Source organism: Gilliamella sp. wkB292 (assembly GCF_001690235.1).
GTDB classification, from domain to species: Bacteria; Pseudomonadota; Gammaproteobacteria; order Enterobacterales; family Orbaceae; genus Gilliamella; species Gilliamella apicola_F.
This window is the reverse complement of record NZ_LZGO01000078.1, coordinates 145142-158342: the sequence shown is the minus strand read 5'-3', so window position 1 is coordinate 158342 and position 13201 is coordinate 145142. Positions and strand designations below refer to the sequence as shown.

Annotated in this window: 11 protein-coding genes; 7 read left to right on the top strand and 4 right to left on the bottom strand. The window is 35.4% G+C overall.

Annotation, left to right across the window (positions count from 1 at the left end):
- The 7 genes from A9G09_RS11250 to dnaB all read left to right on the top strand — a co-directional run.
- Positions 1-604: DUF2345 domain-containing protein (locus tag A9G09_RS11250; RefSeq protein WP_141671577.1), on the top strand; the 604-nt coding region annotated here is incomplete at its 5' end.
- 30 nt (positions 605-634) lie between these two features.
- Positions 635-1561, top strand: coding sequence for a hypothetical protein (locus A9G09_RS11245; protein ID WP_065634932.1), 927 nt, complete (start codon positions 635-637; stop codon positions 1559-1561).
- Positions 1558-4905, top strand: a complete 3348-nt coding sequence (locus A9G09_RS11240; protein ID WP_065634931.1) for a T6SS effector BTH_I2691 family protein — start codon at positions 1558-1560, stop codon at positions 4903-4905. Before A9G09_RS11245 ends, A9G09_RS11240 begins: the two co-directional genes overlap by 4 nt.
- 25 nt (positions 4906-4930) lie before the next feature.
- A complete protein-coding gene (locus A9G09_RS11235; protein WP_065634930.1) occupies positions 4931-5893 on the top strand; it encodes a putative type VI secretion system effector in 963 nt (320 codons plus the stop codon).
- Positions 5894-6320: 427 nt separating this feature from the next.
- Positions 6321-7343 carry an aspartate-semialdehyde dehydrogenase gene (locus A9G09_RS11230; RefSeq protein WP_065634929.1) on the top strand — a complete coding sequence of 341 codons (1023 nt, stop codon included), beginning with the start codon at positions 6321-6323 and terminating at the stop codon, positions 7341-7343.
- Positions 7330-8121 (top strand): tRNA pseudouridine(38-40) synthase TruA, encoded by a 792-nt coding sequence (gene truA / locus A9G09_RS11225; protein WP_065634928.1) that lies wholly within the window; start codon positions 7330-7332, stop codon positions 8119-8121. Before A9G09_RS11230 ends, truA begins: the two co-directional genes overlap by 14 nt.
- Positions 8122-8168: 47 nt before the next feature.
- Positions 8169-9593 carry a replicative DNA helicase gene (dnaB, locus tag A9G09_RS11220; RefSeq protein ID WP_065634927.1) on the top strand — a complete coding sequence of 475 codons (1425 nt, stop codon included), beginning with the start codon at positions 8169-8171 and terminating at the stop codon, positions 9591-9593.
- 71 nt (positions 9594-9664) lie between these two features.
- Here the strand turns inward: dnaB and A9G09_RS11215 are convergent, their stop codons facing one another.
- From A9G09_RS11215 to A9G09_RS11200, 4 genes are read right to left on the bottom strand one after another with little or no spacing between them, the layout of a single operon-like run.
- Positions 9665-10492 (bottom strand): metal ABC transporter permease, encoded by an 828-nt coding sequence (locus A9G09_RS11215; protein ID WP_065634926.1) that lies wholly within the window; start codon positions 10490-10492, stop codon positions 9665-9667.
- Positions 10489-11355 carry a metal ABC transporter permease gene (locus tag A9G09_RS11210; RefSeq protein ID WP_065634925.1) on the bottom strand — a complete coding sequence of 289 codons (867 nt, stop codon included), beginning with the start codon at positions 11353-11355 and terminating at the stop codon, positions 10489-10491. The genes A9G09_RS11215 and A9G09_RS11210 overlap by 4 nt, the downstream gene beginning before the upstream one ends.
- Positions 11356-12252, bottom strand: coding sequence for a manganese/iron ABC transporter ATP-binding protein (locus A9G09_RS11205; protein WP_065634924.1), 897 nt, complete (start codon positions 12250-12252; stop codon positions 11356-11358).
- Positions 12252-13172 (bottom strand): metal ABC transporter substrate-binding protein, encoded by a 921-nt coding sequence (locus A9G09_RS11200; RefSeq protein WP_065634923.1) that lies wholly within the window; start codon positions 13170-13172, stop codon positions 12252-12254. Before A9G09_RS11200 ends, A9G09_RS11205 begins: the two co-directional genes overlap by 1 nt.
- Positions 13173-13201: the final 29 nt, after the last annotated feature.

Here is a 13201-nt window from a genome sequence, read left to right as displayed (position 1 = left end):
CCTACAAAATGCGGCTAAACAATCGGAAGCACACAGTGCTGATACCGACAGTCAAAATCAGCTCAAGGCAAACTTAACTGAGCTGGCGCAAAGTGGCATTTTAGCTTATGCACAGGAGGGCATTGCGTTAACCAGTCCTGAAAACATCCAACTATCTACGAGTAGCAGTATTTCCTTAACCAGTGAAAACCAGACTGATATTACCGCCTTAAAAACCATCACCCTGTCTGGTGGTGAATCAATGGGGTTATTTGCCCACAAATCGGGGATGAAAGTCTTTGCTAACCAGGGTGATATAAACCTGCAAGCGCAAAATGCCAACCTGAATATGGCCGCCAAGCAGGATATCAAAATTGACAGTGTTGATGGTGAGCTGACAATCACAGCCAGTCAAAAAATCACCTTAATTTGTGGTGGCTCTTATATCAAAATCAGTGAAGAGGGGATTGAGCTCGGTACAGCTGGTAATGTGTATATAAAAAGCAATGCCTTGCAAAAAATGGGAGCGGCAAATTTAGCTGCTAATCCATCAATACCGACAGGTTGTGAAATAGCCATTCAGGAAGCGGATAAACAACAAAAAGCCAATGTAAAGTTGGGATAATTTATACATAAGACAAGTGATATTAAGAAAATGCTTGATAATCTAAACATAGAACATGTTTACCAACAAATTATTGAAATGTTTGCTGAATATAATAGTCAGTTTTATCTTATCTATCAGCCTCGTGCTATTGAAAATAAATTAACAGCAAGTGTTAGTGAAAAAAAATTAACATTATTTGAGTATAGAAACTATAACATAAAATTTACACCAGGATTGATTGCTTTAGATTTGAAGCAACCACAAGATCAAACTATTTTAAAAATGACTATTGAATACAGTTATTTAGAAATTGATCCTAAAGCTGTTTTGATGGCAGAGCCTCGTTTTGTGTTTGGATGGATATTTTCCCCATTTATACAACAACAATTAGCGAAAGAATTAGGATATATTTCAATACAATCATCTGATGATGGAAATCAATTATTACGTTATTTTGATCCAGCAATACTATCACCACTTTCAAATATATTGATTGAAGGGCAAAAACAGCTTTTAGTTAACCCTGTAAATGCTTGGCTATATATCAATAGTGATGGTGTATTGATAACTGAAAAAAATCTACGAAGTCCTATTAAAAACTTATCTTATAATTTGGGTATTATTGACGAACAATGGCAAAAATTGGATTTTATCGAAAGTCGTAATCAAACGATAGCTCGTTATCACTTTTTTTATCCTGACTATTCACTAAAAGAAGCACAAGCTGACATTATCATTATGCAATCTTTTCAAGATGCTATTCAAAGGGGGTATAGTGATAAGCATGATTTATCCGAATACGCCTACTATAGCTTAGTGATACATCCTGACTTTATTCAACACCCAATTATACAAAACGAAATCAAAAACAATAAGACATCATCTTTAATTAGACAATTAAAAAATATAGATGCAGCACAATGGCAAATTGTCAAAAATGATTTAACTGTCCACTTAGAAGGAAATAAGTCATGAGCTTATGTAGTAAATGTAAATCTCAAGGATTGCCAGTTTATCCAGTTCGTTATGCGGTAGCGCCAGATTATGTCTCGGCTGAATTACCAACTTGGGCAAAAAAAACACAATTACCAGAATTAAGTAAGCACAGTAAATATGTTTTAAGAAGAATGCGAGAAGGCTATTTATATGTGTTTTGTGAGTACGAGGATAAGAGCGGCGATCTGGATGTGTTAGTTTATAAAGTCGATGAACAAGGTGGCTTTTGGCAACAGGATATTAGCAAAGAATTAGAACTTAATCGCTTTCAACAAAGTATACAGTCAAATCAAAAATCCATTCCATTATCAGATACTGACACCACTTGTGGCAATGTTGAACACTCCTCAACTAATATCGCCTTCATTACTATTGCCAAACCGGATAAATGTAATACTGCATGGTTAGCGTTCAGCGAATGTAAATGGAGTTATGACACGTTTAATCAATACTATCAAGATGAAGATAAACGCGATAAACGCATGCAAAAAATAAAACCTAAACAATGGTTATCTTCGCCTCAAAGTAATGACGGCATAACGGCAGTGAATGAAAATCAAATTTCTTCAGTGATGGAAGTAAAACTTACCGACACAATATATAAGCACATTGCCAAAGGTAGGCCCGAATTGAACTCTCTTTTATATTCAATAAGTTTCCCCTTTTTATATGGATTAATTCCACTCGGTGGTGAGATAATTTCAAAAAGTTTAATCGTTTCAGGTAATCCATTTCAGTATGATAACAAGCTAAGTAAAAAACGAACTAGTGTAACACCTTGGGGGGCAGTACGTGATTATAGTAAAGAAAAACCTGCACAAGAAAACTATGCCACGTTACTAAATAATAAAATGCAATCCAAGGAGAGAAATAATACAAACAGTTCACCAATGATGGTTGCGGTTATGGACAGTATTGGTATTGCAGCTGAATTAAGTAATTGGTGCAGCAGTGCGATGAGCGCGATGAAAAAAGTCATGACAGAACGGCAACGCGAAAATGCCTGTTGTAGTGGTATTGATTTATTCGAAAAAATAATAAAAAGTAATGACTATGCGAAAAGTGCAGGTACTTTTAAACAGCATATTCGTCAAACCAATCAAAAATATTTAGCAGATGCCAAATATTTTAATCAAAAAATCCAACCCTACAACGGTGGCGTTTTAGGAACAGATACATCACGTATAATTGTGTGGAATGATGCGCAAAAAGCCAAAGGTTTACGGGTGCTTAATATTGTTAAACAATCTAAATATAACTATATCATAACACCCTATACTCCGGACATTGAATACCGAGTATTAAGATTAAAAATCGATGCTTCGGATTTAGTAAATTTTATTCAGGAAAATTATCTAATCGAAACTATTGGTGAAGATAGATATGCTCGAATTTTTGAAAATATATATAAGTTGCAAGATAATGCAAGCTTGTCAGAAATCAGCCGTTTATCTGCTGAATTGAAAATGATTGATGCAGAATTTAAACTAAAAGCAGAAGCTTATGAAAAGAGTTGGCATGAAAAAAATAAAAGTGATGAATCAGCTGAAAAACGATGGCAAAAATATGAAAAAAAATTAAATAGAGATTACAAGCCATACAGACAACAATATGCAGCCTTTTTACGAGAGCATGGCAATTATATTGAAGCATTGATTGATGATTTAATTTTATGGGTGGATTGCAGCAAACAAAAAGATCAACATCCACTCTCATTAGCCGCGGATGATTTTGCCCGAGATAGTGATCATTACTTGTCTTTTGCTAACGATATTTTAATGTCATTAGGCATACAAGTAAAAAGTGACAAAGTTCAAGATTTATTTAATCAACTTATTGAAGATCAGGTACTTGATAGCCATAATATTTTATGGTCAGCCGTATTTGCTAATCGAAAACTTGATAAAGAAAAACAGAAAAAATGTGTAAATTTTCTACTCTCATTAGATAAAACGTCACCAATGAGCATCCTTAATTATGGTGAATTATTAGATGACTTAGAAACCGTTTTAGAATTTTATCAAGGCGAATCAGAAGAAAATAAAATTTTCATTAATTTAGCTGAGGGTATTAATGGTATTAGTAATTCACTGTCAAATCCACAAGAGGAACATAAAGAATTAGATGCCGTCAAAGAATTACTCTCCTTGTTTGATAGCCAACGAAACTCGCTTATCGATGGTGACTCCATTGATGATCAAATCACAGCAGCTTACATACAGCCTATGAAACAGGCAAGCGGCGCAGTAATAACAATTTTATTAAAATATTTACAACAAAAAGCAGGTAATTTATCTTCAGCCTTTGCTGAAGCCTTTTTTGTTATGACCGCGCCGTCTACCTTATCAAAAGAAGCACTTAAATGCAAAATGGAGGCCTATCATCATTTAATTAATAATCTTATTAATAAATTTAGTTATAACAGTGAAAGACTTGCTGAAAAATTAGGTCATGTGAATCAAAAAATCAATAATTTATTCGCAAGTTGTTTAAAAAATAATTTAGCTGGTGTGGCTTTAACAGGTGGCATATTAGGCGTACATGTATTTAAAATTTATTATATCCTTGCTGATAGCTCATTAAAAACCAAATTGCAACAACAAAATGCAAATTTACATTTAGCAATGGCGGGAACGGCCGCTATTTCGGCGAGTTTTCGATTGTTAACTTTATTTGGTAAAAATGGGCGATTGACCGCAAAAGCAATCAGTAATTTCCATTTTTCAGGTAACTTTTTTGGATTTGTATCTGGCATAATTGATGTAGGCATTAATTGGAATGAAGATTCGGCAGATAAAAAGGGATTAGATAAATTCTTTTATTATTCTACGCTTTTTATAGGTGCCGTATCCACTTTTGATCTGTTTTTTCAATTAGGTAAAAGTAGTTTAATTCAAGTACTGGATAGAGGAATTGTATTTTTAATAAATCAATTAACAACACAAATACTTATAAGATCTATTGTAGTTTATGGAGGCAGGGCGTTATTATCAATACTAGCCGTTGCCTTAAATCCTTGGGTTTCTGTAGGATTATTTTTATTTCAATTAATCTATGAGTTAAACAAACCAGATGAGATCGAAAAGTGGATGAATCTATGTCGTTTTGGTCAATCACAGATTTATGGGGAAAGTGGTCATTTTGAACGTTACAAAACATTAGAAGATGAAGTCACAGCCCTTAAAGCAATATTTGAAAAATTTGAACAACAATTACAAGACTACTATGCTGAACAAGAAAGAGAAAGATATGAAAGAGAGGGACAGTACACTTTGTCTGCTTCAGAGTGGCAAATTTTAATTAATCCACCTTTCCCTAAATAAATTTAAATAAAATAAGAGGTCTTATATGTGCTACGCAAAATATGACGGCAAAGATATCACTTATAAAGATAAAGAACAGGTGTTAAAAAAAACAGGACTCAAAATAGAAGATCCAACGTTGCCACCTAAATACTTAGTAAAATTATCAGGTACACTATCTGATTTTAAAGGGCTTTTTTGTTATGCCCCACTTGCTGATGGTGCTTACTTAAGTGAAGCACAAAAAGAAAAACAAAAAGTTAAACTACAGAAGCGGGCATTGCTGGCTACGTTAAATGGCAATACAGCTTTAGGTTTAGCCGCATTGGGTCATGCTAATGGGGGTGATCGTAGTAACATGTTTCCTGCGCAATATATTACCGCCAAACTTAATAATGATATTACCCTTAAAGGTTGGCTGGGTTATTATAAATTTAATGATGGTGATCAAGTTGAAGTGATAGCCGAGAAACGTGATGATTATTATGAAGTCTATGCCATGTTAAAACCTAGCGAGCAAATTATTTCACTTATTCCATTATGTTTTGCAGGTCGCAATCAAGCTTTAAAAATGTATTTTTGGCCAATGTTTATTTTTTACATTGTGTTAACTTTATTGATGACTTACCTTATTTTAGGCTTTTCTTTAGAGAATCTTTTCATCGGTTTTACTGTTACTGGTTTTTTATTTGGATCGGGGTGTTTAATCGTAAATAAAAACTCTATCGCTACCCATATAAAACTTGCAGAAAGCATTTTTACCCTTTTGGGATGGAAAGACGTAAGTAATATTAATTTATTAAAAGTGAGCAGACAATACATTGCTAAATTGATTGCTCAAAATAAGTATTCTTTAGAACCTCATAAAAATACAGATGCTTATTCAAGACCTACAAAAAATGGTGATGGATTTTATTTTTTTTATTATGATCCTGAAGTGCTTTGTAAGGAAGAAGGTAACCCTTTATCAGAGGATAATAAAAAGACGCAACATGAAGATGGTCAATAATGATTTAAAAATAAGTCGGTTGTTTTTCGGGTGTTGAAATAGCAATAATGAATAAGACCGAATATGTGCTACGCAAAAAATAGGGTAACAATTAGTAATTTTCTATCAATTTTGAAAAAATAAAAAGTTCGAACTTTTTTAAAAAGATATATGACGTTTACTAATAGAAGTTTTTCCGAATAATTTGAAAATAAGGTAATAGTAATAAAAAAATAATCAATTCTAAAATTCTATTTTAGAATTAAAAACTATTAATTTTAATCAATGTTGGCGAATGATAATTACATTACCCTATAGTTTATATAGACTATTTTGTTTAAACATAAATGGGTTAGCGATACTACATCATGTTTGTTATGATCTTTTGCGCTATCTTAGATAAGATAATGGTATAATAGCCTATACTTTTTTTAATTAGGTTTAAGATATGTCTGCATGGAATATTGCGATTGTTGGTGCGACAGGACAAGTTGGTTCTGCATTAGTTGAATTGTTACAACAAGATAACTTAGCACAAGCTAATCGATTCGAAATTGAAAATCTTTATTTAGTTGGCAGTGATAATAGTGAAGGCGAAATTGTACGTTTTTCGGGTAAAAATTTAACGGTTATTGATAGTAGTCAAATGGATTGGGGACAATGCCATTTTGCTTTTTTTGTTGCGGGCGTTAAAACCAGTGAAACGTATGCGCAGATAGCAGCACAATCGGGCTGCATTGTGATTGATGCAAGTGGTTATTTTGTCGATGAAGATCATATTCCTTTAGTCGTTCCTAAGGTAAATAATAATGTATTAACTGAGTATCGTAATGAAAATATCATTGCTGTTGCTAGTGCGACAGTCTGCCAATTATTGCGTTGTATTGCACCTTTGACAGATATTGAATTACTTACCAATTTGCATGTTACTAATTTTATTCCATCCTCTTTATATGGTAAATCAGGGGTTGATGAATTAGCGGGGCAAAGTGCTCGGTTGTTAAATGGTATGCCAGTTGAAAATGCCATATTTGATAATCAATTAGCCTTTAATTTGTTACCGATTTCTCATCAAACTGAGCATTTGACACTCAGCGAAAAATCACAAGTAAATCAAATTCGCAAAGTAATGAATAATTATCAAATGCCGGTATCAATTGAATCGGTCATTGTTCCAGTTTTTTATGGGCTTGCGCAATCAGTCAATGTGTCAAGTAGTTTACCCATTGAATTAGATATGACACGTTTTAATGACTATGGCGTCGAAGTGCAAAATGATGATTTACCTACACCTGTTACCGAGGTCAATACTGAATCTGAAGATAAATTAACCATAAAATTAGCTAATCTAAGGCACAGCTATGGTAATTATGAGCAAATTCAATATTGGTCAGTTGCAGATAATATTCGTTATTTAGGCGCATTGATGCTGATAGAGACCCTCGAGATACTCATTAATGACTATTTGTAAAATTGCACTGGGTATTGAGTATGATGGTAGTGACTATTTTGGTTGGCAAAAGCAGCAGTCGCACGATTCTGTTCAAGAAAGGTTAGAAACGGCCTTATCGATTGTCGCTAATGAACCTATTACCGTTTTTTGCGCAGGCAGAACCGATGCCGGTGTGCATGCTACTGGGCAGGTGGTTCATTTTGAAACCCAAGCCCAACGTTCACACGGTGCCTGGACGATGGGGGTGAATTCGCATTTACCAACTAATATTGCTGTGCGGTGGTCACACTCTGTCGATCATAGTTTTCATGCACGATTTAGTGCAACGGCAAGGCGGTATCGTTATGTGATTTATAATCATCGTTATCGACCGGCAATTTTAGCTAAGGGTGTTTCTCATTATTATTTGCCATTGAATGAAACATTAATGCATCAAGCTGCGCAATATTTATTAGGCGAAAATGATTTTACATCATTTAGAGCGGCTCAGTGTCAGTCATTAACCCCTTGGCGTAATATTCATCATATTGAAGTGACAAGGCAAGCTGAATATATTATTGTGGATATCAAAGCGAATGCTTTTGTGCATCATATGGTACGTAATATTGTAGGCAGTTTAATCGAGGTCGGTGCAGGCAATCAGCAGCCGCAATGGATTTTTGATTTGCTCAAAGCTAAAGATCGAACACTCGCTGCTGCAACAGCAAAACCGGAAGGGTTGTATTTGGTTCAAGTGGACTATCCATCGGAATATCAGATCCCCAATTCTTTTTTAGGTCCATTATTTTTACATTAAGCATAATTGCTTATAACTAATCCAATTTAACTAAAAAGATGAATGCAATGAATACTGATGATATCAATTCCAGTAAAGATGATAAAAATAAAGAAACAAAAAAATCAAAACTGCATAATATCAAATTGCCACCACACTCTATTGAAGCAGAACAAGCCGTGCTTGGCAGTTTAATGCTTGATAATCAACGATGGGATGTTGTGGCTGAAATGATTACTGAGCGCGATTTTTATTCTCGTCATCATCAATTAATTTTTTCAGAAATGCATACCTTGGTCGGTAAAGGTACGCCGATTGATTTAATTACACTATCGGAAAGTTTAGAAAGTAAGGATATTCTTGCTGATGTTGGCGGATTTGCCTATTTGGCTGAGCTGTCTAAAAATACCCCAAGTGCAATTAATGTCGTTGCTTATAGTGATATTATTCGTCAGCAAGCGATTTTACGTGAACTGATTAGCGCATCAAATGATATTGCTGATAACTGTTATGCAACTGAAGGGCGAGATAGTAGCGAAATTTTAGATCTAGCCGAAAGTAAAATATTCCAAATAGCAGAAAGCCGAACAAAACAGGGTGAAGGACCAAAGAGTATTACCGATGTGCTCGAGGCAACGGTTGCCAAAATTGAAGAGCTCTTTCAGCGTCCACACGACGGAGTGACAGGTGTTTCAACCGGATTTATTGATTTAGATAAGAAAACAGCTGGTTTACAACGTTCAGATCTTATTATTATTGCAGCAAGACCATCGATGGGTAAAACGACTTTTGCTATGAATTTGTGTGAAAATGCAGCAATGATACAAGAAAAGCCTGTGCTGATTTTCAGTTTAGAAATGCCCTCAGAACAGATTATGATGCGTATGTTGGCATCACTTTCCCGGGTTGATCAAACACGTATTCGAACAGGTCAACTGAAAGATGATGATTGGGCCAGAATATCGAGTACGATGGGATTGCTTTTAGAGAAGAAAAATATCTATATTGATGATTCATCGGGACTAACTCCTATGGAATTACGTTCAAGAGCAAGACGTATTTATCGTGAACATAAAGGTTTGAGTATGATTATGGTCGACTATTTACAGCTTATGCGTGTTCCTAATATGTCAGAAAATCGAACCTTAGAAATTGCTGAAATTTCACGTTCTTTAAAAGCATTAGCGAAAGAATTACAGATTCCTGTTGTTGCTTTATCACAGCTTAATCGTAGTTTGGAACAGCGAGCAGACAAAAGACCGGTTAACTCGGACTTACGTGAGTCAGGTTCCATTGAACAAGATGCCGATGTGATTATGTTTATCTATCGTGATGAAGTTTATAATGAGGCTTCAGAGCATAAAGGTATTGCCGAAATTATTTTAGGTAAGCAACGTAATGGTCCTATTGGTAAAGTCAGATTAAAGTTCCAAGGCCAGTTTTCGCGCTTTGATAATTACGCCGATTCAAGTAAATATTTGGATGACGAGTAATGACTTTTATATTGCTGATATAGATGTGCAAATGGTTGATTTTAAACCTTTGCGCCAGTTCAATTAGTTTCCTACTTTCTGTTGATGATATATTGATAAACCTGTGCCAAAACAAAAATAATTGCTTGTAAAATAACTATGCAGGCACTGGTAGATGCGTCTGAATAGTAGCTAATCAATGTGCCTGTCAATGTTGAAAATACCGAAACGATTACAGCAATAATCAACATCAGATCAAAACGTTTAGTGAGTAAAAATGCAGTAATGCCAGGGGAAATTAACATGGCAATCACTAAAATCACCCCAGCAGCTTTGAGTGAACCGACTATGGTTAAAGCAAGCACACTGAGCAAACCATAATGTAATAAGCGAACGGGTAATCCGATCACTTGAGCCTGTATTGCATCAAAGCAATATAGCATAAGATCTCGACGTTTTATAATGATTAAAATTGAAACGGTGGCAGCAATTAAGATGATTTGTTTTAATTCATCGTAACTTGTCCCAAGCACACTACCAAATAAGATATGATTTAGATGTTGTGATGTGTCGACTTTTGAAAAGAGCACTAAGCCAAAGGCAAACATGCCTGAAAAGACAATACCCATTACCGTATCTTCTTTAATTCTGCTATGTTCTTTAATGTAGCCAGTTGCCACAGAGCAACATAAGCCAGAAACAAATGCACCAATGATAATTGGAATGCCAGCTAAATAAGCTAACACAATTCCAGGTAATACCGCATGCGAGATGGCATCGCCCATCAATGACCAGCCTTTTAAAACCAAAAAGCAAGAAAGTAGTGCACAAACTATACCTGTTGCCATGGCGGCTAAAATAGCACGCTGGATAAGGGGCAAGGTTAATGGATAATAGATACAATCCCATAATTCTGTCATACATTTGCCCCTTTATTTAACTTTGATTGTTTTATTTTTCGCTTGTTAGAAATTAACCCTTGTTTAGGTGCAAATAAAAACGCAGTAATAAAGACTAAGGTTTGTAGTGTAACAATTACACCACCGGTTTCACCATTGAGGAAATAGCTAACCCAAGCACCTATTGCACTGGTTGATGCACCAATCACGACCGAAATAATCAATAGACGTGAAAAGCGATTCGTTAATAGGTAAGCCGTTGCGCCAGGAGTGACCACCATTGCGATAACTAAAATTGCACCCACCGTTTGCAAAGCGGCCACTGTGCAAGCACTTAAAATGGTGAAAAAAAGAATTTTAAGTGGTAAGGGGTTTAAGCCAATCGATCTAGCATGGGTTTCATCAAAGAAAACAATTAATAAATCTTTCCAAAAAAATAGTAAAAGTATAAATGACACTAAGATGATAATTTGTACTTGCCACATATCACTATCGTCAATGCCAAGAATATTACCAAAAATGATAGTTTGCACATTAACGGAAGTTGGATTGAGTGAAATAATTAGTAGACCGATAGCAAAAAAAGTAGAAAAGATAAAACCAATAATTGCATCTTCTTTTAATCGAGTAATGGTGCGCACCATAATAATGGCCAATGCGGCAAGTAATCCTGTAAAAAAGGCGCCGACAGAATAGGGTAGCCCAAGTGCATAGGCACCGGCAACACCTGGTACTACTGAGTGGGAAAGTGCATCCCCCATTAATGACCAGCCTTTTAGCATTAAAAAAGCCGATAAAAACGCACAGGCGGCCCCTACAATGCTACTGACCCAAATGGCTTTAAACATAAAGCTATAAGTAAAAGGTTCAAGTAGGAATTCCATTTATTGTTGTCCTTTTGGTTCATTACCTTGCTGTTCAACAAGTAAATTTTGATGAGGTGAATCATCTTTACCTTCACCATAAAAAATCGCTGCGCGTTCGTCATCAGTTAGTATCGACACTTTACGCGGATCTTCGTCCTCATGTAATTGAGCACCAGATAGACTTAAATAACGTAATGCACCACCAAAGGTTGTCATTAAATTTTGAGGGGTAAATGTGGTTTTAGTTGGACCAAATGCCAGAACAGTTTGATTAATCAACACCACTTGATCACAAAATTCAGGCACACTGCCTAAATTATGGGTTGAAACTAAAATTAAATGCCCTTCTTTACGTAGTGCTTTGAGCAAATCAATGATTGCATTTTCTGTTTTAACATCAACACCGGTAAAGGGTTCATCTAATAACAATACTTTTCCTTGCTGAGCCAATGCTCGAGCTAAAAAAACACGTTTTTTTTGCCCACCTGAAAGTTCACCGATCTGTCGATGTTTAAAATCAAGCATATTGACGCGTTCAAGTGCAATATCAACTTGTTTTTTATCTTCCTGACTCGGAATACGAAAAAAAGACATATGCCCGTATCGTCCCATCATCACAACATCAGAAACTAAAACGGGAAAGTCCCAATCAACTTCTTCAGTCTGTGGAACGTAAGCAATGATATTTTGCTTTAATGCCTGCCTTACTGGAATATTATTAAATGTTACGCGTCCTTGAGTTGGTTTGATCATTCCCATAATACTTTTGAACAGCGTCGATTTACCGCTTCCATTTACGCCAACAAGGGCACATATGGTGCCGCCATTGAGCTTAAAACTTGCATCATGAATTGCGGTGTGACCGTTATTATAAGTCACGGTAATATCATCAACATTTAGGCAAATTTGAGTCATTATTTTTCAAATCCTTTAGCTATTGTTTCAACAGTAACTTTTAATAAATCAATATATGTAGGTACAGGCCCATCTTTTGTTGATAAAGAATCGACGTATAAAACGCCTCCATATTTGGCACCGGTTTCCTTGCTTACTTGTTTTGCTGGTTTATCTGAAATGGTACTTTCGCTAAATAATACAGGAATGTTTTTTGCTTTGACTAAGTCGATAAGATTTTTAACTTGTTTTGGTGTTCCTTGTTGTTCTGCATTAATGGGCCATAAGTAAGCTTCTTTTAAATTGTAATCTCGAGCTAGATAGCTAAAAGCCCCTTCACTGGTTACTAACCAACGTTGAGCGTTAGGAATTTTAGTTAAACGTTCACGTAGTGGGGCATCAAGCGCTTTTATCTTGGCAATATAGTCAGCTGCATTTTTGTTATAAGTATCAGCATGTTTAGGATCATATTTAACAAAAGCTGCGCGAATATTTTCTATATAAGTTAAAGCAAGTGTCGGAGACATCCAAGCATGAGGATTTGGGTTACCTTTATAACTACCCTCTTGAATTGGCATCGGTTCAATCCCTTCAGTAACTACAACAGAAGGCACATCTTTAATATCTTCAAAAAAACGTTTAAACCATAATTCTAAGTTAAGGCCATTCCATAATACTAAATCAGCAGAAAGGGCTTTAGTAATATCTTGTGGTGTCGGATCGTATTCGTGGATTTCGGCCCCCACTTTAGTAATCGATTCAACATCAGCGGCATCACCGGCGACGTTTTTGGCCATATCTTGGATCACGGTAAAAGTTGTCACGACTTTAAATTTTTTTTCGGCTGCTTGGGCTGAACAAAATAGTCCAGCAATTATAATTAACGATGACAGTATCGTCCTAAATACTGTTTTATTGTTATTGAACAAATTAAGTTTCATTATCAGCTCCTGTTGTATAACATACTATA